This is a genomic window from Pseudomonas sp. GW821-FHT04C07 (genome assembly GCF_059420325.1).
The window spans coordinates 90,092-114,318 of the sequence record NZ_JBWKTM010000008.1; the positions used below are offsets into that span (position 1 = coordinate 90,092).

A 24,227-nucleotide genomic window follows, 5' to 3' on the forward strand; every position below is an offset into this window, starting at 1 on the left:
GACTCGAACTTCCACGACCTTGCGGTCACCAGCACCTGAAGCTGGCGTGTCTACCAATTTCACCATCTGGGCAGTATCAGCAGCGTTGTACGCCGTTGATGGAGCGCACTATACGTAGAGCGTTTTGATCTGTAAACCCCTGTTTTGGTTTTAATAAATCAAACGCCTGAAATGCAAAAACCCGCTTTCGCGGGTTTTTGTGGGAGCCTGAAGATTGATGTAATCTCCAGCTCTAAATTGGTGCCCAGAAGAAGACTCGAACTTCCACGACCTTGCGGTCACCAGCACCTGAAGCTGGCGTGTCTACCAATTTCACCATCTGGGCAGTATCGACAACGTCTGCGTCGTCGATGGCGCGCACTATACGGACCACGTTTTTAACTGTAAACCCCTGTTATTAAAAATACTTGGAAAATTTCGCGAGCGGCACTCAGGTGAGCTTTCTATGCTTGGCAAAGAGCTTTTCAAGTGCTGTCGGAGCCTGAAATTTCCCGTTTCAATACGTGTATGCCAAACTAACCCGCATATAGACAAGGTGAAAACTCTCTAATGGCCGATTGGCAGTCCCTCGATCCCGAGGCCGCTCGTGAAGCGGAAAAATATGAAAACCCTATTCCTAGCCGCGAATTGATCCTTCAGCACCTTGCTGATCGAGGTTCGCCGGCTAACCGCGAGCAGTTGGTCGAAGAGTTTGGTCTGACCACAGAAGACCAGCTCGAAGCCCTGCGTCGCCGCCTGCGCGCCATGGAGCGCGATGCTCAGCTGATTTATACCCGCCGCGGCACTTACGCACCGGTGGACAAGCTCGACCTGATCCTCGGTCGCATCAGCGGTCACCGAGACGGTTTTGGCTTCCTGGTCCCGGACGACGGCAGTGACGATCTGTTCATGAGCCCGGCACAAATGCGTCTGGTGTTCGACGGTGACCGTGCGCTGGCCCGGGTTTCCGGTCTGGACCGTCGTGGTCGCCGTGAAGGCATGATCGTCGAAGTGGTTTCCCGTGCCCACGAAAGCATCGTTGGCCGGTACTTCGAAGAAGGCGGCATCGGCTTCGTTGTTGCCGACAACCCGAAGATTCAGCAAGAAGTGCTGGTCACGCCGGGTCGCAATGCCGGCGCCAAAGTCGGTCAGTTCGTCGAAGTGAAGGTCACTCACTGGCCAACGCCACGCTTCCAGCCGCAAGGCGACGTGATCGAGGTAGTGGGCAACTACATGGCGCCGGGCATGGAAATCGACGTCGCGCTGCGTACTTATGACATTCCTCACGTCTGGCCTGAAGCGGTGCTCAAAGAAGCCGCCAAGCTCAAGCCGCAAGTCGAAGAGAAAGACAAAGAGAAGCGCATCGATCTGCGCCATCTGCCGTTCGTCACCATCGACGGCGAAGATGCGCGCGACTTCGATGACGCGGTCTATTGCGAAACCAGGCCTGGCAAGCTGCGCCTGTTCTCCGGTGGCTGGAAGTTGTACGTGGCCATCGCCGACGTTTCCAGCTATGTGAAGATCGGTTCGGCGCTGGATGCCGAGTCGCAGGTACGCGGCAACTCGGTGTACTTCCCCGAGCGCGTTGTACCGATGCTGCCGGAGCAGTTGTCCAACGGCCTGTGCTCGCTGAACCCGAAAGTCGACCGTCTGGCCATGGTGTGCGAGATGACCATCTCGAAAACCGGCGAAATGACCGATTACCAGTTCTACGAAGCGGTGATCCACTCCCAGGCTCGTCTGACCTACAACAAGGTCAGCACGATCCTCGAGCAGCCGAAAACCAGCGAAGCCAAACAGCTGCGTAGCGAATACGCGGATGTCGTGCCGCACCTCAAGCAGTTGTATGCACTGTACAAAGTGTTGCTCGGCGCACGGCATGTCCGTGGAGCGATCGACTTTGAAACCCAGGAGACCCGAATCATCTTCGGCTCCGGGCGTAAAATCGCTGAAATCACTCCGACCACTCGTAACGATGCGCACAAGCTGATCGAGGAGTGCATGCTGGCGGCCAACGTGGCCACCGCTGAGTTCCTGAAAAAGCACGAAATTCCTGCACTGTACCGGGTCCACGATGGTCCGCCGCCGGAGCGTCTGGAAAAGCTTCGCGCGTTTCTGGGTGAGCTTGGCCTGTCGCTGCATAAAGGCAAAGACGGTCCGTCGCCGAAGGATTACCAGGCGTTGCTCGCCGGTATCAAGGATCGTCCGGATTTCCATCTGATCCAGACCGTCATGCTGCGTTCGTTGAGTCAGGCGGTTTATAGCGCCGATAACCAGGGCCACTTCGGTCTGAATTACGAAGCCTATACCCACTTCACTTCGCCGATTCGCCGTTACCCGGATTTGCTCACGCACCGGGCGATTCGCAGTGTCATCCATTCCAAGCAGAACACCCCGCACGTCAAGCGTGCCGGGGCGATGACCATTCCGAAAGCGCGCATCTATCCGTACGACGAAGCGGCGCTGGAGCAGCTCGGTGAGCAATGCTCCATGAGCGAGCGCCGTGCCGACGAAGCGACTCGTGACGTTGTGAACTGGCTCAAGTGCGAGTTCATGAAGGATCGCGTTGGTGAGTCGTTCCCGGGTGTGATTACTGCCGTGACAGGTTTTGGTCTGTTCGTTGAGCTGACCGATATTTATGTCGAGGGTCTGGTTCACGTCACCGCCTTGCCGGGCGATTACTACCACTTCGATCCTGTGCACCATCGCCTGGCCGGTGAGCGTACCGGTCGCAGCTTCCGCTTGGGCGATACCGTCGAAGTGCGGGTCATGCGGGTTGATCTGGACGAGCGCAAAATCGACTTCGAGATGGCCGAAAAAACCATCAGCGCGCCGATCGGTCGCAAGAAACGTACGGCGGGTGTTGATGTGCCTGCGGCGAAACCTGTTCCTGAGCCGGCAGCGGCCAAGACCGGGCGGCGTACCGCGGCGGACAAGAAATCCAGCGAAGCTTACCGTCCAAGCGATGCTGCGGCGAAAAACGCTGAGTTGCGCAAAAGTCGTGAAATGAAGCAGGCGTTGCTGAACGAAGCGAAAAGCGGCGGTAAAGCGGCGTCTGAGGGAAAGTCCGGAAGGTCGGGATCAACCAGCTCGACGGGCAAGCCAGCCAAACCGAGTAAACACCGTAAAGGCCCGCCGAAAGCGGGCTCGGCTCCAGCCAAAAGCGGCGGGGCGCGTAAACCTAAGGCCAAGTCATGAGTCAGTTGGAAAAAATCTACGGCGTGCATGCCGTAGAAGCGTTGCTGCGTCATCACCCTAAACGCGTCAAGCAGATCTGGTTGGCCGAAGGCCGCAGCGATCCGCGCGTTCAGACGCTGATCGAGCTGGCCAATGAAAACCGCGTTGCGGTCGGTCAGGCCGAGCGTCGTGAGCTGGACGCCTGGGTTGAAGGCGTGCACCAGGGCGTGGTGGCGGACGTCAGTCCAAGCCAGGTCTGGGGCGAGGCAATGCTCGACGAGCTGCTCGACCGTACCGAAGGTGCGCCGCTGCTGCTGGTGCTCGATGGCGTGACCGATCCGCACAACCTCGGTGCTTGCCTGCGTTCTGCTGATGCGGCCGGTGCGTTGGCAGTGATCGTTCCGAAGGACAAGTCAGCCACCCTGACCCCGACTGTACGAAAAGTCGCCTGTGGCGCCGCGGAAGTGATTCCGTTGGTGGCGGTGACCAACCTGGCGCGTACTCTGGAGAAACTCCAGCAGCGCGGCCTGTGGGTCGTCGGTACCGCGGGTGAGGCCGAGCAGGACCTGTATCAGCAAGACCTGACGGGCCCGACCATCCTCATCATGGGGGCGGAAGGCAAGGGCATGCGGCGCCTGACCCGTGAACATTGCGACTACCTGGTGCGCCTGCCAATGGCCGGTAGCGTCAGCAGTCTCAACGTTTCCGTGGCCACCGGCGTTTGCCTGTTCGAGGCTCAGCGCCAGCGCAGCGTCAAAGCCGCAGCGGCCGCCAAAAAGTCCTGATCCTGCTGTAGTTTCATTGTGGTTGGCCTGATTTCTATGCCCCACACCACACCCTGTGGGAGCGAGCTTGCTCGCGATAGCGGAGCGTCATTCAACATATTCATTGAATGTCGAGCCGTATTCGCGAGCAAGCTCGCTCCCACAATGGTTTGTGTCAGGGCAAAAATTGATGGTGTGAACGAACTGTTCAAATAATCACCAATTGCCTTGCGCCTCTTACGCCCCTTCTCTACAATTGCGCCCCTTGCTGTGACGGCAGGCACACATGTGTCGACCTCTGGCAAGACACACAAGTGTCATTCACTCCTTGTCTGACCGCTTTTGAGCGGCAGGCTACAACCCGTAAGGAGCATTCATGCGTCATTACGAAATCATCTTTTTGGTCCACCCGGATCAAAGCGAGCAAGTCGGCGGCATGGTTGAGCGTTACACCAAGCTGATCGAAGAAGACGGCGGCAAAATCCACCGTCTGGAAGATTGGGGCCGTCGTCAACTGGCCTACGCAATCAACAATGTTCACAAGGCTCACTACGTGATGCTGAACGTTGAGTGCACTGGCAAGGCCCTGGCCGAGCTGGAAGACAACTTCCGCTACAACGATGCAGTGATCCGTAACCTGGTCATCCGTCGCGAAGAAGCCGTTACCGGCCAATCCGAGATGCTCAAGGCTGAAGAAAACCGCAGTGAGCGCCGTGAGCGTCGCGACCGTCCTGAGCACTCCGACAGCGCCGATGGCGTTGATGGTGATGACAGCGACAACAGCGATAACGCTGACGAGTAATCCACGGACCTTTTGAGGAGCCAATTACATGGCACGTTTCTTCCGTCGTCGTAAATTCTGCCGCTTCACCGCTGAAGACGTGAAAGAGATCGATTACAAAGATCTCAACACTCTGAAAGCTTATGTATCCGAGACCGGCAAAATCGTTCCAAGCCGCATCACCGGTACCAAAGCTCGTTATCAGCGTCAGCTGGCCACCGCTATCAAGCGCGCCCGCTTCCTGGCCCTGCTGGCCTACACCGACAGCCACGGCCGCTGAGACCGGGCAGTCGACACGTAGTAAGGGATTGAATGCATGCGCGCCTTAGCTGAGTTCATCATGCGCGGTCGCATGCAGGCCACTCTGGTAGTGGCTGGATGTGCAGCATTGCCGTTGTTGTATTGGTTGGGTGCTGCCGCGGGAAGTCTTGTGCTCCTGCGGCGCGGAGTCAGGGATGCCGTTGGCGTCCTTGCTCTTGGACTGCTGCCAGCGTTGATCTGGTGGCTTTATTCTGATGATCCACGCGCACTTATGGTGTTGCTCGGGTCGTCGGGCCTTGCGTTGGTTTTGCGCGCAAGTGAGTCCTGGAACCGTGTGCTGCTGGTCAGCATAGCGATGGGACTGGTGTTTTCAGTGGTGTTGGGTGCGGCATTCCGCCCTCAGATCGAAAGCCTGGCGCAGGAGTTGGTAAAAATCCTGCCGCTGGCGCTTGGAGATCTCTACCAGAAGTTTTCGGTAGAAGAGCGAGCGCGTCTGGCATCACTGATTGCACCGGTCCTGACCGGCCTGATAGCAGCCTTGTTGCAAATCGTCAGTGTGCTGAGCCTGATTGTCGGGCGCTACTGGCAGGCGTTGTTGTACAACCCCGGTGGTTTTGGTCGCGAATTTCGCGCCATCCGTATCCCGCTGGGGCCGGCGATGTTGCTGCTGGCGTGCATGCTTCTGGGGCCGAACTTCGGTAACCAGATGGCCATGTTGACGCCGTTGTGCAGCGTACCGCTGGTGTTCGCCGGGCTGGCCCTGATTCATGGGCTGGTGACTAAAAAGCGACTGGCCAGGTTTTGGCTGGTGGGGTTGTACGTAACGCTGTTGCTGTTTATGCAGCTGATCTATCCGTTGCTCGTGGTGTTGGCCATTGTCGACAGCCTGATTGATTTTCGCGGTCGTTTGGCGCCGAAAGACGCCGATAGCGCGAACGGTGAAGGTTAAAAGTTAAGAGGATTTCCACATGCAACTGATCCTTCTGGAAAAAGTCGCCAACCTGGGCAACCTGGGCGACAAAGTGAACGTTAAGGCTGGTTACGGCCGTAACTACCTGCTGCCTTACGGCAAAGCTACCGCTGCGACCGCTGCCAACCTGGCTGCGTTCGAAGAGCGTCGTGCCGAGCTGGAAAAACTGGCTGCAGACAAGAAAGCTTCGGCTGAAAGCCGCGCTGCCCAACTGGCCGAGCTGGAAGTGACCATCACTGCCACCGCCGGTGACGAAGGCAAGCTGTTCGGTTCGATCGGCACCCACGACATCGCTGATGCACTGACCGCCTCTGGCGTTGAAGTTGCAAAAAGCGAAGTTCGTCTGCCGAACGGCACCATCCGCAACGTAGGCGAATTCGACGTAGCCGTGCACCTGCACGCTGAAGTTGAAGCCACCGTACGCGTTGTCGTGGTAGCAGCTTAAGCAGCACTTGATCGGCTGGTACCCTTGGGTGCTTGCCGGTAACATCGGGCACGATCCTGTTTACAGGTCGTGCCCTTTGTCTTTCTGCTGATCCTGATTGTCTCTGGTTATAAAACCTTTCCTGATTCCAAGTGGCCATGAACGATATCTCCTCTCCTGAGCAATACGATCTGCAAACCGCTGCCCTGAAGGTGCCGCCGCATTCCATCGAGGCCGAACAGGCTGTGCTCGGTGGTCTGATGCTGGACAACAACGCCTGGGAACGCGTGCTCGATCAAGTCTCCGACGGTGATTTCTATCGACATGACCACCGCCTGATCTTCCGGGCAATTGCCAAACTGGCGGATCAGAACTCACCAATCGACGTGGTGACCCTGTCCGAACAGCTGGACAAGGAAGGTCAAAGCTCCCAGGTCGGCGGCCTCGGCTACTTGGGCGAGTTGGCGAAGAACACGCCGTCGGTCGCTAACATCAAGGCCTATGCGCAGATCGTCCGGCAGCGGGCCACCTTGCGTCAGCTGATCGCCATCAGCACCGAAATCGCCGACAGCGCCTTCAACCCGGAAGGGCGTACCGCCGAAGAGATTCTTGACGAGGCCGAACGGCAGATCTTCCAGATCGCCGAAGCGCGGCCGAAAACCGGCGGCCCGGTCAGCGTCAACGACCTGTTGACCAAGGCCATCGATCGTATCGATACGCTGTTCAATACCGACAACGCCATCACTGGCCTGTCCACCGGTTATACCGATCTCGACGGGATGACCAGCGGCCTGCAGCCGGCCGACCTGATCATCGTCGCCGGCCGTCCATCCATGGGTAAGACCACCTTCGCCATGAACCTGGTGGAAAACGCCGTACTGCGCAGCGAGAAGGCTGTATTGGTCTACTCGCTGGAGATGCCAGGCGAATCGCTGATCATGCGTATGCTTTCGTCCCTGGGTCGGATTGACCAGACCAAGGTCCGTGCCGGTCGCCTGGAGGACGATGACTGGCCGCGCCTGACCTCGGCAGTCAACCTGCTCAACGATCGCAAGTTGTTCATCGATGACACCGCCGGTATCAGCCCCTCGGAGATGCGTGCGCGTACTCGGCGACTGGTGCGTGAGCATGGCGAGGTTGGCTTGATCATGATCGACTACCTGCAATTGATGCAGATTCCAGGCTCCGGCGGTGACAACCGGACCAACGAGATTTCCGAGATTTCCCGCTCGTTGAAAGCGTTGGCCAAGGAATTCAACTGCCCGGTAGTTGCGCTGTCTCAGCTCAACCGCTCCCTGGAGCAGCGTCCGAACAAGCGCCCGATCAACTCCGACTTGCGGGAATCCGGAGCGATCGAGCAGGATGCCGACGTCATCATGTTCGTCTACCGGGACGAGGTGTATCACCCGGAAACCGAGCACAAAGGCATTGCTGAAATCATCATCGGCAAACAGCGTAACGGCCCGATCGGCACCACTCGCCTGGCGTTCATCGGCAAATACACCCGTTTCGAAAACCTCGCGCCAGGCAGTTACAACTTCGAAGACGAATAATCCGTCGACGCTCGAGTGCCCGCGATAGAAGCACCACCAATTTCCGACCATGGCCGTCGGAATTGGTTAAATTTTGTGCTATATTCCGCGCCCGCGAAATTCTTTGGAAACAAAGAGTCCCATTGAAAGCCAACACCGGTCATCGACATGCAAGCAGCCAAGCCGTTATTTGACTATCCCAAGTACTGGGCCGAATGTTTCGGACCGGCGCCATTCCTGCCAATGAGCAGGGAGGAGATGGATCAGCTCGGCTGGGATTCCTGCGACATCATCATCGTCACCGGTGATGCCTACGTCGACCATCCGTCGTTTGGCATGGCAATCATCGGCCGGCTGCTGGAGTCCCAGGGCTTTCGCGTCGGGATCATTGCCCAGCCAAACTGGCAGTCCAAAGACGACTTCATGAAACTCGGCGAGCCGAACCTGTTCTTCGGTGTCGCGGCCGGCAACATGGACTCGATGATCAACCGCTACACCGCCGACAAGAAAATCCGTTCCGATGACGCCTACACCCCCGGTGGCATGGCTGGCAAACGTCCGGATCGCGCGAGCCTGGTTTACAGCCAGCGCTGCAAGGAAGCCTACAAGAATGTGCCGATCGTGCTCGGTGGCATCGAAGCTTCCCTGCGCCGCATCGCGCACTACGATTACTGGCAGGACCGGGTGCGCAACTCGATCCTGATCGATGCCTGCGCCGACATTCTGCTGTACGGCAACGCCGAGCGAGCGATCGTTGAAGTTGCCCAGCGTCTGTCCTATGGCCACAAGATCGAAGACATCACTGACGTGCGCGGCACCGCGTTCATTCGTCGTGACACGCCGCAAGGCTGGTACGAAGTCGACTCCACGCGCATCGACCGTCCGGGCAAGATCGACAAGATCATCAATCCGTACGTCAACACGCAAGACACCCAGGCCTGCGCCATCGAGCAGGAAAAGGGTCCGGTTGAAGATCCGGAAGAAGCCAAGGTCGTGCAGATCCTGGCGAGCCCGCGGATGACCCGCGACAAAACCGTGATTCGTCTGCCGTCGGTGGAAAAGGTCCGTGGCGATGCCGTTCTTTACGCCCACGCCAACCGCGTGCTGCACCTTGAAACCAACCCGGGCAACGCCCGCGCGCTGGTGCAGAAGCACGGCGAGGTGGACGTCTGGTTCAACCCGCCACCCATCCCGATGACCACCGAAGAAATGGACTACGTGTTCGGCATGCCCTATGCGCGTATTCCGCACCCGGCGTATGGCAAGGAGAAGATCCCGGCCTACGACATGATCCGTTTCTCGGTGAACATCATGCGCGGCTGCTTTGGCGGCTGTACCTTCTGCTCGATCACCGAGCACGAAGGCCGGATCATCCAGAACCGTTCCGAAGAGTCGATCATTCGCGAGATCGAAGAGATCCGCGACAAGGTCCCAGGCTTCACCGGCGTCATTTCCGACCTCGGCGGCCCGACCGCGAACATGTACCGCATCGCCTGCAAGACTCCGGAAATCGAATCCGCGTGCCGCAAGCCGTCGTGCGTGTTCCCCGGCATTTGCCCGAACCTGAACACCGACCACTCGTCGCTGATCCAGTTGTATCGCAGTGCCCGTGCCTTGCCGGGTGTGAAGAAGATCCTGATCGCCTCCGGCCTGCGTTACGACCTCGCGGTCGAGTCGCCGGAATACGTCAAAGAGCTGGTGACCCACCACGTCGGCGGTTACCTGAAGATCGCCCCGGAACACACCGAGGAAGGTCCGCTCAATCAGATGATGAAGCCGGGCATCGGCAGCTATGACAAGTTCAAGCGGATGTTCGAGAAGTACTCCAAGGAAGCCGGGAAAGAGCAGTACCTGATTCCGTATTTCATCGCCGCCCACCCGGGCACCACCGACGAAGACATGATGAACCTGGCCCTGTGGCTCAAGGGCAACGGTTTCCGTGCGGACCAGGTGCAGGCGTTCTACCCGTCGCCGATGGCCACCGCCACGGCCATGTACCATTCGGGCAAGAACCCGCTGCGCAAGGTCACTTACAAGAGCGACGCCGTGACCATCGTCAAGAGCGAAGAGCAGCGTCGCCTGCACAAGGCGTTCTTGCGTTATCACGATCCGAAAGGCTGGCCGATGCTGCGTGAAGCACTGACCCGCATGGGCCGCGCCGACCTGATCGGGCCGGGCAAGAATCAGCTGATTCCACTGCATCAGCCGGCGACCGACAGCTACCAGAGCGCCCGTCGCAAGAACTCGACACCGGCCGGTAGCCATAAAGTGGCCAAGGACACGACCACTAAAATCCTGACCCAGCACACCGGTTTGCCACCGCGTGCCAGTGACGGCGGCAACCCGTGGGACAAGCGTGAGCAGGCGAAGGCGGCGGCGTTTGCCCGCAACAAACAGGCAGCCAAGGAGCGTATGGACGCGGCCAAAGGCAAAGGCAAGAAGCCTGAGCGCAAGCCGGTCGTACCGCGTTAAGCGCAGCCAGCGGTAAAGAAAACGCCAGCCTTCGGGTTGGCGTTTTGCTGATCGTTCCACGCGCCGCAAAGGAATGCCTCTTGGGACGCTCCGCGTCCAGTGACGCGGAGCGTCACGGGCTGCATTCCCACGCAGAGCGTGGGAACGATCAACGCATGAGCGTGGGAATGATCATGGGAGCGCCACAATTATGTGCAAGCGCTCCAATGCAAAATCTCCCCTCGCCCGATTTTGGTGCTGTACTGCCCTGAGCAACCGATGAAAGCGCCCGACTTGTCTGAATGGCATAAGTCTTGCGCGCTTTCATTTATGTCCAGGCTCGCAGGAGGCACGCCGTGTCGATTCATGTCGCATTGCACCATGTCACGCATTACCGATACGACCGCGCGGTCGAACTCGGCCCGCAGATCGTTCGCCTGCGTCCGGCGGCCCACAGCCGCACGCGGATTCTGTCGTATGCGCTGAAGGTTCTACCGGAGCAGCACTTCATCAACTGGCAACAAGATCCCCAGGGTAATTACCTGGCGCGACTGGTGTTCCCGGAGAAAACCAATGAGCTGCGGATCGAGGTCGATCTGTTGGCCGAGATGGCGGTGTTTAATCCGTTCGATTTCTTCCTTGAGCCTTATGCGGAAAAGATTCCTTTTTCCTACGCTGCTGACGAACAGCGTGAGCTGGCACCGTACCTGGAAACGCTGCCGCTGACGCCGAAGTTCAAGGCATATCTGGGCGGCATCGACCGCACGCCGCTGCCCAGCGTCGACTTTCTGGTTGCGCTGAATCAGCGTTTGAGCGAAGACATCGGCTACCTGATTCGCATGGAGCCGGGTGTGCAGACGCCCGAGCAAACCCTTGAGAACGCTTCCGGCTCCTGCCGTGACTCCGCCTGGTTGCTGGTGCAATTGCTGCGCAACCTCGGTCTTGCAGCGCGGTTTGTCTCCGGTTACCTGATTCAACTGACCGCCGACGTCAAAGCCCTCGACGGGCCATCCGGCACTGAAGTGGATTTCACCGACCTGCATGCCTGGTGCGAGGTGTACTTGCCCGGTGCTGGCTGGATCGGCCTGGACGCGACGTCAGGGCTGTTTGCCGGTGAAGGGCATATCCCGTTGGCCTGTAGCCCCGATCCGTCCTCTGCCGCGCCGATCAGTGGCTTGGTCGAGCCGTGCGAGTGCGAATTTACCCACGAAATGTCAGTGGAAAGGATTTGGGAGGCCCCGCGGGTCACCAAGCCCTACACCGAAGACCAGTGGCTGGCGATCCAGGCATTGGGTCGGCAGATCGATGCTGACCTGCTCGAGGGCGATGTACGCCTGACCATGGGCGGCGAGCCGACCTTCGTTTCGATCGACGATCCGGATGGCGCTGAATGGAACACCGCGGCGCTGGGGCCGGATAAGCGCAGGTTGTCCGCCGAGCTGTTCCAGCGGATGCGCAAACACTACGCGCCCAAGGGGCTGGTGCATTTCGGGCAGGGCAAATGGTACCCCGGCGAACAACTGCCGCGCTGGTCGCTCAATTGCTATTGGCGCCGCGATGGCGTGCCGATCTGGCACAATAGCGCGCTGATTGCCGATGAACAGCAAGACTATGGTGCTGATGGTGAGCTGGCCGGGCGTTTCCTGGCGAGTGTGGCCGAGCGCTTGAAACTGCCGACACGCTTCGTGTTTCCGGCCTACGAAGACAATTTCTATTACCTCTGGCGTGAAGGCGCCTTGCCGCTGAATGTGAGCGCCGAAGACTCACGCCTGGGCGACGAGCTCGAACGTGCCCGCCTGCATAAAGTCTTCAGCCAGGGCCTGGATAAGGTTATCGGCCAGGTCCTGCCGCTGGCGCGCACTGCCAAGGGTGATCAATGGCAGAGCGGTCGTTGGTACTTGCGCGAAAACCATTGCCGACTGGTGCCGGGTGATTCGCCGCTGGGCTATCGCTTGCCACTGGCCTCGCAGCCTTGGGTGACGGCAGCGGAATATCCGTTTGTGCATCCCACCGATCCGAATCAGGACTTGCCCCGGCTGCCCGATACCGCGCAGCTGCAGGATCATGGCGATCCGGCGCTGAGCGATGAGCGCATACCAAAAATCGATGAGTCTGCTGACTGGCTGACCCGCACCGCGTTTTGCGCCCAGGCGCGGGAAGGGCGCCTGTATCTGTTCATGCCACCGCTGGAGCGGGTCGAAGACTATCTGGAGCTGGTCAGTGCCATCGAGGCGACCGCCGAGGAGCTGCATTGCCCGGTGTTGCTGGAAGGCTACGAGCCGCCGAGCGATCCGCGTCTGAGCAACTTCCGCATTACGCCGGACCCGGGTGTGATCGAGGTCAACGTGCAGCCCTCAGCCAGTTGGGACGAGTTGGTGGAGCGCACCGAGTTTCTCTATGAAGAGGCGCGGCAGACGCGACTGTCCACCGAGAAGTTCATGATCGACGGCCGCCACACTGGCACCGGCGGCGGTAACCATTTCGTACTCGGTGGCGCGACACCGGCCGACTCACCATTTCTACGTCGCCCGGACTTGCTGCGCAGCCTGATCAGCTACTGGCATAACCACCCGTCGCTGTCCTACCTGTTCTCCGGGTTGTTTATCGGCCCGACGTCCCAGGCGCCGCGTGTGGACGAAGCGCGTAACGATGCGTTGTATGAGCTGGAGATCGCCTTTGCGCAAATGCCCGAGCCGGGTGAAGAATGTCCGCCATGGCTGGTCGACCGCTTGCTACGCAACCTGCTGATCGACGTCACCGGTAACACCCACCGCGCCGAGTTCTGCATCGACAAACTGTATTCACCCGATGGTGCTACTGGCCGCCTTGGGCTACTGGAGTTGCGGGCGTTCGAAATGCCGCCCCATGCGCGCATGAGCCTGGCCCAGCAACTGCTGCTGCGAGCGCTGGTGGCGCGGTTCTGGCGTGAGCCTTATGCGCCTGGCAAGCTGGCCCGTTGGGGCACGGAACTGCATGACCGCTTCCTGTTGCCACACTTTATCGAACAGGATTTCGCCGACGTCATCGTTGATCTGAACGCCGCCGGCTATGCCGTGCGCGCCGAGTGGTTCGCCGCGCATCTGGAGTTTCGTTTTCCGAAGGTCGGCGATTACACCGTCAGCGGCATCCAGCTGGAACTGCGTCAAGCCCTCGAGCCATGGCATGTACTGGGTGAAGAGGGCGCGGCCGGAGGCACGGTGCGTTATGTCGATTCGTCGCTGGAGCGCTTGCAGGTCAAGCTCAACGGCTTGCCGCCGCAGCGCTATGTGCTGACCTGCAACGGCATCCCGGTGCCACTGCAACCGACCGGGCGGGTCGGCGAGTTCGTCGCTGGCGTGCGTTTCCGCGCCTGGCAGCCGGCCAACTGCCTGCAACCGACCATCCCGGTGCATGCGCCGCTGGTGTTCGACCTGCTCGATACCTGGATGCAACGCTCGCTGGGTGGCTGTCAGTACCACGTCGCCCATCCGGGCGGGCGCAACTACGACAGCTTGCCGGTAAACGCTAATGAGGCCGAGAGCCGACGGATGGCGCGTTTCTTCCGCCTTGGCCACAGCCCTGGCACCTTGCCGGTACCGACCCTGACGATCAACGATGAGCTGCCGATGACGCTCGATTTGCGACGTTTCTAAAGCAGACACGACGCCCGGATTTTTCGCATATCCGGGCGTCATCTGTCTGCGCTAATCTGACTTTTCCTTGCTGTCTGCCGAGCTTTCCATGCCTGACCTGCTTGACCGCTACCCGCTGACGGCGGGCACTTATCACGAAATGCTCGACGACAGTGGCGCCGTGCGTGCGCACTGGCGGCGGCTGTTCGACCAATTGCAGCGCAGTACACCTGCGCAACTGGTTCAGCGTCAGGCGCTGCTGGCCCGGCAGATCCAGGAAAATGGCGTCACCTACAACGTCTACGCCGACCCCAAGGGCGCTGATCGCCCGTGGGAGCTGGATTTGCTGCCCAATGTGATTGCCGCCGATGAGTGGCAGCAGCTCGCCGCCGGCATTGCTCAGCGGGCGCGCTTGCTCAATGCAGTGTTGGCGGATCTGTACGGCCCGCAACGATTGATCGCTGAAGGGCTGCTGCCGGCCGAGCTGGTCTTCGGTCACAACAATTTCCTCTGGCCTTGCCAAGGCATTCAACCGCCTGACGGGGCCTTTCTGCATCTGTACGCCGTGGACCTGGCGCGTACTCCCGATGGACGTTGGTGGGTGACGGCTGACCGGACTCAAGCACCGTCGGGTGCCGGTTATGCGCTGGAAAACCGCACCATCGTCTCGCGAGCCTTTCCAGAGCTGTACCGCGATTTGCAGGTGCAGCATCTGGCCGGGTTTTTCCGCACCTTGCAGGAAACCCTGGCTCGCCAGGCACCGAGTGACGATGAAGCGCCGTTGGTGGTGCTGCTGACGCCGGGGCGTTTCAACGAAAGTTATTTCGAGCATCTGTATCTGGCACGCCAGCTCGGTTACCCATTGGTCGAGGGCGGTGATTTGACCGTACGCAACGCCACGGTCTATCTGAAGACGCTGAGCGGTCTGCGTCGGGTGCACGCCATCATGCGTCGGCTCGACGATGACTTCTGCGACCCGCTGGAACTGCGCACCGACTCGGCCCTTGGTGTTCCGGGCCTGCTCGAGGCCGTGCGCCAAGGCCGGGTGCTGGTGGCCAATGCCTTGGGCAGCGGGGTGCTGGAATCGCCGGGATTGCTGGGGTTTCTGCCACGGATCAATCAATTCCTGTTCGGTGAAGAACTGATCCTGCCGTCCATCGCCACCTGGTGGTGCGGTGAGGCGCCCGTGTTGGCTGAGGCGCTGGAGAAGTTGCCGGAGCTGCTGATCAAACCGGCCTTTCCCTCACAAAGTTTTGCTCCGGTGTTCGGTCGCGACCTGAGCGATGAACAGCGCCAGGACTTGGCCGAACGCATGCAGGCTCGGCCGTACGCCTATGTCGCGCAGGAGTTGGCGCAGTTGTCCCAGGCGCCGATCTGGCAGGCCGAAGACGGCCAGTTGCAGCCGCGCGCCATTGGCATGCGGGTGTATGCGGTGGCCAGTGCCGGCGGCTATCGTGTGCTGCCCGGTGGTTTGACCCGGGTGGCGGCCGAGGCAGACGCGGAGGTGGTGTCAATGCAGCGCGGCGGTGCGAGCAAGGACACCTGGGTGTTGGGTGAGCGTGCGCCCAATGGCGAGCATTGGAAGACCCAGCGGACCATCGGCGTGCACGATCTGGTGCGCCGCGATCCGTACTTGCCTTCGCGAGTCGTGGAAAACCTGTTCTGGTTCGGCCGTTATTGCGAGCGTTGCGACGACAGTGCCCGTCTGCTGCGGATCATGCTGGCGCGGTATGTCGACGGTGATGACCCGCAGGCGTTGCAGGCCGCGGTCGATCTCGGCGAGAACCTGATGCTGTTGCCGGACGAAGGCGAGTTGCCTGAGCGGTTGTTGGCGGCGTTGCTCGGTGACGACTGGTCGTTCAGCCTGCGCTCCAACTTGCAGCGCTTACAGTGGGCGGCCTCGCAAGTGCGCGGCAAACTCTCGCGGGAAAACTGGCAAGCGCTGGTGGAACTGCAACGCGAAGCCATGGCGCTGGAAACCGACGAACCGGATTTTGGCGAGTTACTGGATTTTCTCAACCGCTTGGTGATGTCGCTGGCGGCGCTGTCCGGATTTGCCCTGGACGACATGACCCGCGACGAAGGCTGGCGCTTTTTGATGATTGGCCGTCGACTTGAACGACTGCAGTTCCTCAGCAGCAGCCTGGCGGCGTTCCTGCGCGGTACGGCGGCGTTTGATCAGGCCGGTCTGGAATGGCTGCTGGAGCTGGGCAACAGCAGCATCACCTATCGCTCGCGCTACCTGGCGGTGGCGCAGTTGATCCCCGTGCTCGATCTGTTGCTGCTTGATGAACAGAACCCCCACGCAGTGTTGTTCCAGTTGAAGCTGGTGATGCGAACCCTCAAGCGTTTGAACGACGACTTTGGCGTGCCGCGAGAAACCGGGCTCGTTGAACTGGTCGAGCGTTTGGCGCGCGTTGACCTGGGCTGCCTGGAAAACGCCCTGTTCGGCGAGGCCAGTGTGCGCGCCGCCCTTGATGGCCTGGCGGACCTGCTGCAAGAAGTCGCCGATGTCAGCGGGCAAGTGTCCGACCGCCTGGCGTTGCGGCATTTTGCCCACGTCGATGATGTCAGCCAGCAAACGGTGTCCGTCTGATGAGCGCCCATTACCAGATTCTCCACGACACTCACTACCACTACGACAGCCCGGTGTCGCTGGCCCAGCAGCTTGCTCACCTATGGCCGCGACCGTGTGCCTGGCAACGTTGCACCGAACAACAACTGCTGATCAGCCCGGAGCCGAGCTCGCGTCGCGACGAGCAGGATGTGTTCGGTAACCCGTTGACCCGGCTGGCCTTCGAACGGCCCCACGATGAGCTGCAGGTCAATGGCCGGCTCACGGTCGAGGTGCTGGCCAGGCCCGCGCTGGATTTCAACCAGTCACTGGCTTGGGATGCGACCCGTAGTGCGCTGACTTACAGCAGCCAGCCGATTTCCCCAGTGCTGCTGGAAGCCTGCCGTTATCGCTTCGAATCGCCTTACGTGCATTTGAAAAGCAGCTTCGTCGAGTTTTCCGAGAGCTGTTTCCCTCTCGGCCGGCCGTTGTTGCTGGGCGTTCAGGCGCTGATGGAGAAGATTTTCAGCGAGTTCACCTTCGACGCCGAGGCGACCCAGGTCGCAACGCCACTGGTGGAAGTGCTGGAGCGTCGGCGTGGGGTGTGTCAGGACTTTGCGCACTTGATGCTCGCGTGCCTGCGTTCCCGTGGGCTGGCGGCGCGTTATATCAGCGGCTACCTGCTGACCCAGCCACCGCCTGGCCAACCGCGCCTGATCGGGGCGGATGCGTCCCACGCCTGGGTTTCGGTGTTTTGTCCGGTGCTGGGCTGGGTCGACTTTGATCCGACCAACAACGTGCAGCCAGCGCTGGAGCACATCACTCTGGCCTGGGGTCGGGACTTTTCCGATGTATCGCCGCTGCGCGGGGTGATTCTGGGGGGCGGCAGCCATGATCCGGAAGTGCGGGTGACGGTGATGCCGTTGGAGTAACGAAGATCCAATGTGGGAGCGAGCCTGCTCGCGATTGCAGTCAGACAGTCACACAAATGTTGGATGTGCAGCCGCTATCGCGAGCAGGCTCGCTCCCACAAGGGGATAGGCTAGTCGTTTCTGGCTGGGGGATTCAGGATTGGACTGTGAGGGTCAGCAGCGTAACTGCTGACCCTGGACACAGATCCGGAGGGCCTGATCAGATCATCGGGCCTGGAGGGACTCAGGCGTCAGGAGCCTGATCTTTCGGTGCTTCAACATCATCGGCAACCACTTCACCTTCTGCATCCGGGTTCAGGGCGGCTGCTTCTTCTTCAGCTGTAGCTTTCTTGCGTTGAAGCTTTTCCTCTTTCTTCTGCTCTTTGGCCAAGTCTCTCTGACGTTTGGCGAACGAGTAATTAGGTTTAGCCATGGGCGATCCTCTGGGGTCGAAGGTGAGGTTGAGCGGCGCGTATTCTGCCTTTAAACAGGGCTCAAGGGTTAGCTGGGTTTTTGCCCGACCCATTTTGGCGGCACCAAAGGTTTCCACGCATCCAGTACATCCAGCAACTCTTGCGGCGATTCGCTCACTTGCAGCATGGCACGGTGATGGTCGCGAACGAAGCCTTCGCCGACGACATGATCAAGAAAACCGGTGAGTTTCTCGTAAAAACCGTTCACTTCCAGCAGGCCCAGCGGCTTGCCGTGGTAACCCAGTTGGCCCCAGGTCCAGACTTCAAACATTTCTTCCAGGGTGCCCAAGCCGCCGGGCAGCGCGATAAAGGCGTCGCTCAACTCAGCCATACGGGCTTTGCGCGCATGCATGCCGTCGACCACTTCCAGGCGGCTCAGGCCTTCGTGACCGATTTCCGAGTTCTTGAGGCTTTGTGGAATGATCCCTATCACTTCACCGCCGGCTGCCATTGCAGCATCGGCGACGATGCCCATCAAGCCAACGGCACCGCCGCCATAGACCAGGGTCAGCTTGCGTTTGGCCAACTCGCGACCCAAGGCCACGGCTGCTTCACGGTAGGCCGGATTGTTGCCGGTACTGGCACCACAAAATACACAAACAGACACTAAAGACATGCCTTACTCCAAGGTCAGTGACGACCTCAGAGTAATGGCTGGCTGGTGGCTCTCCAAGCTTTAAACCTCGCGTTGCGGCTTTTCATAGGTGCCGCTGGCACCGCAGGCGTAAGCGGCAAGCAAAATGCGAAAAAGGCTACTAAGGTGCATGACAGGCGCTCCGGATGGGGATGACGACCTGATCATAGGGTGCTGCCTGGCGTCTGGCCGGTTGATTGTTTCAATGAGTGTAATAGCCCGAAAGTTGTATACAATTTCTTGATTCAGGTCATAGGAACTTGCGCCAATTTCAGGCAATCTTCACTCCATGCGTCTTTTTTCCTAACCCTGCCTTGGAGATTCACCATGTTTGCCAAACTCGTTGCGGTTTCCCTGCTGACACTGGCTAGCAGCCAATTGATGGCTGCAGAGTGCAAGGTCGATGTCGACTCCACCGATCAGATGTCCTACAACACCAAGGAAATCACCATCGACAAGAGCTGCAAGACCTTCACCGTCAACCTGGCGCATTCCGGCAGCCTGCCGAAGAACGTCATGGGTCATAACTGGGTACTGAGCAAAACTGCAGACATGGCCGGCATCGCCACCGACGGCATGGCCGCCGGTATCGACAAGAACTACCTGAAGGAAGGTGACGAGCGCATCATCGCCCACACCAAAATCATTGGCGCTGGCGAGAAAGATTCGGCGACTTTCGACGTCTCGAAACTGACCGCGGGCGAAAGCTACCAGTTCTTCTGCTCGTTCCCGGGTCATAACTCGATGATGAAAGGCGCTGTTGTCCTGAAGTGATCACATCGCGAGCATAAAAAAGCGTCCCTGAGGGACGTTTTTTTTTGTGCTTGGCAATTGAGGAATCAATGATCGTTCCCACGCTCTGCGTGGGAATGCCTCACTGGACGTTCTGCGTCCGCTTCTGTGACGCGGAGCGTCACGGGCTGCATTCCCACGCAGGAGCGTGGGAACGATCTTGCGGTTTGCGGTTTACGGCGCGAACGGCATCACACGCTTGTGATGGGTTTTGTTGTACGTATCGTAGATGATCTTGAACGCCTCTTCACGCACCGGCTGGCCATGCAGGAAGGCATCGATCTCGGCATAGGTCACGCCGTGGGAGGCCTCGTCCGGTTTGCCGGGCGATAGGTCTTCCAGGTCGGCGGTCGGGATTTTCTCCACCAGTGACTCCGGCGCGCCGAAGTATCGAGCGATGGCCCGAACCTGATTTTTCACCAGCCCGCTCAGTGGTGCGAGATCGCAGGCACCGTCGCCGAACTTGGTGAAGAAGCCCATCACTGCTTCCGCCGCGTGGTCAGTCCCGATTACCAGACCCTGAGCCGCACCGGCGATGGTGTACTGCGCGACCATGCGCATCCGCGCCTTGGTATTGCCCAGGACGAAATCCACCGAGACCGCGTGCTTGCCTTCAAAGGCCGCGACTTCGCTGGCCAGGGCCTTGACTGCCGGGCCGATATTGACCGTGTGGCGCTCGTCCGGTGCGATGAAGTCCACCGACGCCTGGGCGTCGTGCTCGTCGAACTGGATGCCATAGGGCAGGCGCACCGCGATGAAACGGTAGTTATTGTCACCTGTACGTTCGCGCAGCTCGCGCGCCGCGCGCTGGGCCAAAAGACCGGCGGTCAGGGAATCGACGCCGCCACTGATGCCCAGCACCAGGGTCTTGAGCCCGGAATTGAGCAGGCAGTCCTGGATAAAGGTGATCCGCCGGGCGATTTCCGCCTCGAGGGCAGCGTGATCGGTAAAGGGCGGTTGGACCTTGAGCTGTTCAGCAATCTCACGCTGTACGGCTTGCATGATTCACTCCTTGCTTGATTTGCCAAATGGGGCGGCAGGTACTTTGAAAACGTGGCGCAAATAGGCGACAAAATTCGGGTCTTTGCAATGGCTCTTGGCCGCTTCATCGGAGATTTTCGCGACGGGCTCACCATTGCAGGCGGTCATTTTAAGCACGATGCTCATCGGTTCGACACCGGGAATATCGCACGTCAGGTTGGTGCCGATACCGAAGCTGACATTGATCCGGCCACGCAGCGCGCGAAATATCTCCAGGCACCTGGGCAGTGTCAGGCTGTCGGAGAACACCAATGTCTTGCTCATCGGCTCGATACCCAGCTTGTGGTAGTGAGCGATGGCCTTTTCGGCCCAGAGGATCGGGTCGCCGGAATCGTGGCGCAGGCCGTCGAACAGCTTGGCGAAGTACAGATCGAAGTCGCTCAGGAAGGCATCGGTGGTGATGCAATCGGTCAGAGCGATCCCCAGCAGGCCTCGATATTCGCGAACCCAGCAATCGAGCGCAGCGATCTGGCTGTCGATCAGCCGTGGGCCGAGTTGCTGGTGGGCCATGATCCATTCGTGGGCCATGGTGCCCAGCGGCTTCATGTCCAGTTCGCGAGACAGGTGCACGTTACTGGTACCGACGAATCGCCCAGGGAAGTCGTGCTTGAGCACGTTGACCACTTCTTCCTGGACCCGATACGAGAAGCGCCGACGGGTGCCGAAGTCGGCGACTTGCAGGTGTGCCAGTTCATCGGCGCTGGCATTGGCTGTCAGCCAGTCGAACTTGCGGTACAGTTGCTCGCGGGCCTGTTCCAGGACAATTTCGCGGTAGCGATAACGGTTACGTACTTCGCTGACAATCGCCAGCAGTGGCACTTCCAGGAGGATGACATGCAGCCACGGACCGCGCAGGCGGATGAATAACTCACCATTTTCGATGCCGGTGTGGACGTAGCGCAGATTGACGCGGAACAAGCCGAGAAAACGCAGAAAGTCCGGCTTCAGGAAACTGATGTGTTCCAGAAAACTCAATTGATCGGCGCTCAGGCTCAATTCGGTGAGACGCTCGATCTGAAATCGAATCTCCGCCAGATAGGGGCGCAGATCCTCGCTGTTACGGCAGCGAAACTCCCATTCGACTTCAACATTGGGGTAGTTGTGCAGCACCGCCTGCATCATGGTCAGCTTGTAGAAGTCGGTGTCGAGCAGGTTCTGCACGATGCGATCGGCAAACACACTCTCGCTCATAACGGGAATCTCCAGACTGGTCGCCGCTTGCGCCGCGGTATTTCAGCTATTTCAATGAATAGGGCTAGTGGCGCATATCAGCGGCCCGCTTTGCCAGTGTTTTTTAAGACGCCTGCGGACTTTCGATTTGCTCCAGCATCCAGCGCACAAAATCCCGGACCTTGGGCACTTCCGCCGAATGCTCCGGGTAGGCCAGGTAATAGGCGTCCTTGCTGGGCATTGCGTGTTGCCACGGGATGACCAGTTTGCCGTCGGCCAGCTCTTCTTCCACCAGAAACCGCGGCAACAGCGCCACACCGCAGCCGACCTGGGCGGCGCGGATGCACATATAAAAGGTTTCGAAACGCGGGCCGTGATAGCTGTGTTCGGTCTGGTAACCCTGGCTATCGAACCAGTCATGCCAGGCCTGGGGCCGGGAGGCATTTTGCAGTAGCACCAGTTCGCTGAGTTGCGTCGGGTCTGTAAACGGTTTGTCCGGCAGGCTGCCCGGCGCGCACACTGGCACAAGCTCTTCGCCGAACAGCTTCAGGCATTCGGTGCCGGGTCGCGAGCCCTGGCCAAAGTAGAAGGCCAGATCGCTGCGGCCTTGCAGCAGGTCGTCGGCTTCCTGCTCGTTGCACAGGTCCAGATGGATATGCGGATGACGCAGGCGCCAGCCCTTGAGCCGCGGCACCAGCCAGCGTGCGCCGAAGGTCGATGGCGTCGAGACCCGCAGGACTTCGGTTTCACCGCCGTAGGAGCGCAGGTAATGGGTCGACATCTCGACTTGGGTGAGGATTTTGCGTACTTCAACCAGATACAGATCACCGGCCGGCGTCATTTGCAGGCGTCGACGGACGCGCCGAAACAGCAGGTGCTGGAGCAGCTCCTCGAGCTGCGCGACCTGTTTGCTGACCGCACTCTGGGTCAGGTTCAACTCTTCGGCGGCGCGGGTGAAGCTCAGGTGACGGGTGACTGCTTCGAAGCACTGCAATGCGGTGATCGATGGCAGATAGCGTTTATTCAGCATGGGATGGTCCCTTGTTCTTGTCTCAGCGCTGCTATGCCGATGCAGCATGAATAAACGGAATGATATCTCGCCTAAAGGTCGTTTGTTGGCAAGTCTCGGGCCAGCTACAAATACAGGCCTGAGTAGTCGCCTTTACGGGCTACGAAAATTCTGTTTTTCATGTTTAAGGAGTAACCCATGGTTGCCGCATTGCTTGATCGTCTAGGTGTAAACCCGGCCTTGTATCAAACCGGTAAACAGCCCGTTCATACGCCGATCGACGGCAGCCTGATTGCCTCCGTGAACTGGGAAGGCGCCGCCGAAGTCGAGCAGCAGGTCAGTCGCGCAGAGCATGCGTTCGAGCTCTGGCGCAAGGTGCCGGCGCCGCGTCGTGGCGAGCTGGTGCGCCAGTTGGGCGATATTTTGCGTGAGTACAAGGCCGATCTCGGTGAGCTGGTGTCCTGGGAGGCCGGCAAGATCACTCAGGAAGGCCTGGGTGAAGTGCAGGAAATGATCGACATCTGCGACTTCGCCGTAGGTCTGTCTCGCCAACTGTATGGTTTGACCATCGCTTCCGAGCGCCCGGGCCACCACATGCGCGAAACCTGGCATCCGCTGGGGGTGATCGGGGTGATCAGCGCGTTCAACTTTCCGGTCGCGGTCTGGGCCTGGAACACCACGCTGGCGCTGGTCTGCGGCAACGCGGTGATCTGGAAACCGTCGGAGAAGACCCCGCTGACCGCACTGGCTTGTCAGGCTTTGTTCGAGCGCGTGCTGAAGAACTTCAGTGATGCACCGGAGTACCTCAGCCAAGTGATCATCGGCGGTCGCGATGCCGGTGAAGCGTTGGTCGATGATCCGCGTGTGGCCTTGATCAGTGCCACCGGCAGCACCCGTATGGGCCGCGAAGTGGCACCGAAAGTCGCGGCCCGTTTCGCCCGCAGCATTCTTGAGCTGGGCGGTAACAACGCGATGATCCTGGGCCCAAGCGCCGACCTCGACATGGCCGTGCGGGCGATTCTGTTCAGCGCGGTCGGTACTGCCGGTCAGCGTTGCACCACCCTGCGTCGCTTGATCGCACATGAGTCGGTCAAGGACGAGATCGTTACCCGCCTGAAAGCCGCTTACTCCAAAGTGCGCATCGGTCATCCGCTGGAAGGCAACCTGGTCGGTCCGTTGATCGACAAACACAGTTTCGAGAACATGCAGGACGCGCTGGAGCAGGCGTTGAGTGAAGGCGGCCGGGTATTCGGTGGCAAGCGCCAACTGGAAGACAAATTCCCCAACGCCTACTACGTGTCTCCGGCCATCGTCGAAATGCCGGAGCAGAGCGATGTAGTCTGCACTGAAACCTTTGCGCCGATTCTGTACGTGGTGGGTTACAAGGAATTCGCCGATGCGCTGCGCTTGAACAACGCCGTGCCGCAAGGCCTGTCGTCGTGCATCTTCACCACGGACGTGCGTGAGGCCGAGCAGTTCATGTCTGCGGTGGGCAGCGACTGTGGTATCGCCAACGTCAACATCGGCCCGAGCGGCGCGGAAATCGGCGGCGCCTTTGGCGGTGAGAAAGAAACCGGTGGCGGCCGTGAGTCCGGCTCCGATGCATGGCGCGGTTACATGCGCCGCCAGACCAATACCGTCAACTACTCTCTGGAATTGCCGTTGGCCCAAGGCATTACTTTCGACTGAGTCG

The 24,227-nt window shown here is 59.5% G+C and carries 18 protein-coding genes and 2 tRNA genes (1 of these 20 cut by a window edge); 13 read left to right on the top strand and 7 right to left on the bottom strand.

Going from position 1 to position 24,227, the window contains the following annotated elements:
• Both AC07UI_RS16200 and AC07UI_RS16205 read right to left on the bottom strand, forming a co-directional pair.
• Positions 1-72, bottom strand: a tRNA-Leu gene (locus AC07UI_RS16200); it reaches 115 nt to the left of the window's first position.
• A gap of 166 nt (positions 73-238) precedes the next feature.
• Positions 239-325, bottom strand: a tRNA-Leu gene (locus AC07UI_RS16205).
• Between the two features lie 224 nt (positions 326-549).
• Between AC07UI_RS16205 and rnr the strand changes: the two genes are divergently transcribed.
• The 11 genes from rnr (at position 550) to AC07UI_RS16260 (ending at position 17,436) form a co-directional block, all read left to right on the top strand.
• Complete coding sequence (gene rnr, locus AC07UI_RS16210) at positions 550-3,177, top strand: ribonuclease R (protein ID WP_494993443.1); 2,628 nt, start codon at positions 550-552, stop codon at positions 3,175-3,177.
• Positions 3,174-3,941, top strand: coding sequence for a 23S rRNA (guanosine(2251)-2'-O)-methyltransferase RlmB (gene rlmB, locus AC07UI_RS16215; protein ID WP_494993444.1), 768 nt, complete (start codon positions 3,174-3,176; stop codon positions 3,939-3,941). The genes rnr and rlmB overlap by 4 nt, the downstream gene beginning before the upstream one ends.
• A 355-nt stretch (positions 3,942-4,296) precedes the next feature.
• The gene (gene rpsF, locus AC07UI_RS16220; protein WP_150743927.1) at positions 4,297-4,722 is read left to right on the top strand and encodes a 30S ribosomal protein S6; all 426 of its coding nucleotides are present in this window, start codon (positions 4,297-4,299) and stop codon (positions 4,720-4,722) included.
• 28 nt (positions 4,723-4,750) lie between these two features.
• Positions 4,751-4,981 carry a 30S ribosomal protein S18 gene (gene rpsR / locus AC07UI_RS16225; protein ID WP_002551829.1) on the top strand — a complete coding sequence of 77 codons (231 nt, stop codon included), beginning with the start codon at positions 4,751-4,753 and terminating at the stop codon, positions 4,979-4,981.
• A gap of 36 nt (positions 4,982-5,017) precedes the next feature.
• The gene (locus tag AC07UI_RS16230) at positions 5,018-5,911 is read left to right on the top strand and encodes a hypothetical protein (RefSeq protein ID WP_494993445.1); all 894 of its coding nucleotides are present in this window, start codon (positions 5,018-5,020) and stop codon (positions 5,909-5,911) included.
• A gap of 19 nt (positions 5,912-5,930) precedes the next feature.
• Complete coding sequence (gene rplI / locus AC07UI_RS16235) at positions 5,931-6,377, top strand: 50S ribosomal protein L9 (protein WP_095169562.1); 447 nt, start codon at positions 5,931-5,933, stop codon at positions 6,375-6,377.
• A 137-nt stretch (positions 6,378-6,514) separates the two neighbouring features.
• A complete protein-coding gene (dnaB, locus tag AC07UI_RS16240) occupies positions 6,515-7,909 on the top strand; it encodes a replicative DNA helicase (protein WP_494993446.1) in 1,395 nt (464 codons plus the stop codon).
• Between the two features lie 147 nt (positions 7,910-8,056).
• Positions 8,057-10,360 carry a YgiQ family radical SAM protein gene (locus AC07UI_RS16245; protein WP_494993447.1) on the top strand — a complete coding sequence of 768 codons (2,304 nt, stop codon included), beginning with the start codon at positions 8,057-8,059 and terminating at the stop codon, positions 10,358-10,360.
• 335 nt (positions 10,361-10,695) lie between these two features.
• Positions 10,696-13,971 (top strand): transglutaminase family protein, encoded by a 3,276-nt coding sequence (locus tag AC07UI_RS16250; protein WP_494993448.1) that lies wholly within the window; start codon positions 10,696-10,698, stop codon positions 13,969-13,971.
• A gap of 88 nt (positions 13,972-14,059) precedes the next feature.
• The gene (locus AC07UI_RS16255; protein ID WP_494993449.1) at positions 14,060-16,546 is read left to right on the top strand and encodes a circularly permuted type 2 ATP-grasp protein; all 2,487 of its coding nucleotides are present in this window, start codon (positions 14,060-14,062) and stop codon (positions 16,544-16,546) included.
• Positions 16,546-17,436, top strand: a complete 891-nt coding sequence (locus tag AC07UI_RS16260; protein WP_494993450.1) for a transglutaminase family protein — start codon at positions 16,546-16,548, stop codon at positions 17,434-17,436. The genes AC07UI_RS16255 and AC07UI_RS16260 overlap by 1 nt, the downstream gene beginning before the upstream one ends.
• A 223-nt stretch (positions 17,437-17,659) precedes the next feature.
• On the opposite strand, the gene AC07UI_RS16265 is transcribed toward AC07UI_RS16260, so the two are convergent.
• Together AC07UI_RS16265 and AC07UI_RS16270 are read right to left on the bottom strand one after the other, a co-directional pair.
• Positions 17,660-17,848, bottom strand: a complete 189-nt coding sequence (locus tag AC07UI_RS16265; protein WP_150640425.1) for a hypothetical protein — start codon at positions 17,846-17,848, stop codon at positions 17,660-17,662.
• 68 nt (positions 17,849-17,916) lie between these two features.
• A complete protein-coding gene (locus AC07UI_RS16270) occupies positions 17,917-18,504 on the bottom strand; it encodes a cytokinin riboside 5'-monophosphate phosphoribohydrolase (RefSeq protein ID WP_494993451.1) in 588 nt (195 codons plus the stop codon).
• A gap of 345 nt (positions 18,505-18,849) precedes the next feature.
• Between AC07UI_RS16270 and azu the strand changes: the two genes are divergently transcribed.
• Positions 18,850-19,296, top strand: coding sequence for an azurin (azu, locus tag AC07UI_RS16275; RefSeq protein ID WP_494993452.1), 447 nt, complete (start codon positions 18,850-18,852; stop codon positions 19,294-19,296).
• A gap of 192 nt (positions 19,297-19,488) precedes the next feature.
• On the opposite strand, the gene nadE is transcribed toward azu, so the two are convergent.
• From nadE to AC07UI_RS16290, 3 genes are all read right to left on the bottom strand, one after another.
• Entirely contained in the window at positions 19,489-20,316 is an 828-nt protein-coding gene (gene nadE, locus AC07UI_RS16280) for an NAD(+) synthase (protein WP_494993453.1), read from the bottom strand.
• A 3-nt stretch (positions 20,317-20,319) separates the two neighbouring features.
• The gene (pncB, locus tag AC07UI_RS16285; protein ID WP_494993454.1) at positions 20,320-21,546 is read right to left on the bottom strand and encodes a nicotinate phosphoribosyltransferase; all 1,227 of its coding nucleotides are present in this window, start codon (positions 21,544-21,546) and stop codon (positions 20,320-20,322) included.
• A 103-nt stretch (positions 21,547-21,649) separates the two neighbouring features.
• Positions 21,650-22,555: a LysR family transcriptional regulator gene (locus AC07UI_RS16290; RefSeq protein ID WP_494993455.1), complete on the bottom strand. Its 906-nt coding sequence runs from the start codon at positions 22,553-22,555 to the stop codon at positions 21,650-21,652.
• Positions 22,556-22,732: 177 nt separating this feature from the next.
• Here AC07UI_RS16290 and amaB point away from each other — a divergent pair, with 177 nt between their 5' ends.
• Positions 22,733-24,223 carry an L-piperidine-6-carboxylate dehydrogenase gene (gene amaB, locus AC07UI_RS16295; RefSeq protein ID WP_494993456.1) on the top strand — a complete coding sequence of 497 codons (1,491 nt, stop codon included), beginning with the start codon at positions 22,733-22,735 and terminating at the stop codon, positions 24,221-24,223.
• Positions 24,224-24,227 lie beyond the last annotated feature (4 nt).

Excerpts from the sequence above, each read along its gene's own strand:
- rpsR (WP_002551829.1), top strand. The coding sequence starts at position 4,751 with ATGGCACGTTTCTTCCGTCGTCGTAAATTCTGCCGCTTCACCGCTGAA.
- dnaB (WP_494993446.1), top strand. The coding sequence starts at position 6,515 with ATGAACGATATCTCCTCTCCTGAGCAATACGATCTGCAAACCGCTGCC.
- rlmB (WP_494993444.1), top strand. The coding sequence starts at position 3,174 with ATGAGTCAGTTGGAAAAAATCTACGGCGTGCATGCCGTAGAAGCGTTG.
- AC07UI_RS16245 (WP_494993447.1), top strand. The coding sequence starts at position 8,057 with ATGCAAGCAGCCAAGCCGTTATTTGACTATCCCAAGTACTGGGCCGAA.
- rplI (WP_095169562.1), top strand. The coding sequence starts at position 5,931 with ATGCAACTGATCCTTCTGGAAAAAGTCGCCAACCTGGGCAACCTGGGC.
- AC07UI_RS16270 (WP_494993451.1), bottom strand. The coding sequence starts at position 18,504 with ATGTCTTTAGTGTCTGTTTGTGTATTTTGTGGTGCCAGTACCGGCAAC.
- azu (WP_494993452.1), top strand. The coding sequence starts at position 18,850 with ATGTTTGCCAAACTCGTTGCGGTTTCCCTGCTGACACTGGCTAGCAGC.
- AC07UI_RS16230 (WP_494993445.1), top strand. The coding sequence starts at position 5,018 with ATGCGCGCCTTAGCTGAGTTCATCATGCGCGGTCGCATGCAGGCCACT.
- amaB (WP_494993456.1), top strand. The coding sequence starts at position 22,733 with ATGGTTGCCGCATTGCTTGATCGTCTAGGTGTAAACCCGGCCTTGTAT.
- nadE (WP_494993453.1), bottom strand. The coding sequence starts at position 20,316 with ATGCAAGCCGTACAGCGTGAGATTGCTGAACAGCTCAAGGTCCAACCG.
- AC07UI_RS16265 (WP_150640425.1), bottom strand. The coding sequence starts at position 17,848 with ATGGCTAAACCTAATTACTCGTTCGCCAAACGTCAGAGAGACTTGGCC.
- rpsF (WP_150743927.1), top strand. The coding sequence starts at position 4,297 with ATGCGTCATTACGAAATCATCTTTTTGGTCCACCCGGATCAAAGCGAG.
- rnr (WP_494993443.1), top strand. The coding sequence starts at position 550 with ATGGCCGATTGGCAGTCCCTCGATCCCGAGGCCGCTCGTGAAGCGGAA.
- AC07UI_RS16255 (WP_494993449.1), top strand. The coding sequence starts at position 14,060 with ATGCCTGACCTGCTTGACCGCTACCCGCTGACGGCGGGCACTTATCAC.
- pncB (WP_494993454.1), bottom strand. The coding sequence starts at position 21,546 with ATGAGCGAGAGTGTGTTTGCCGATCGCATCGTGCAGAACCTGCTCGAC.
- AC07UI_RS16260 (WP_494993450.1), top strand. The coding sequence starts at position 16,546 with ATGAGCGCCCATTACCAGATTCTCCACGACACTCACTACCACTACGAC.
- AC07UI_RS16290 (WP_494993455.1), bottom strand. The coding sequence starts at position 22,555 with ATGCTGAATAAACGCTATCTGCCATCGATCACCGCATTGCAGTGCTTC.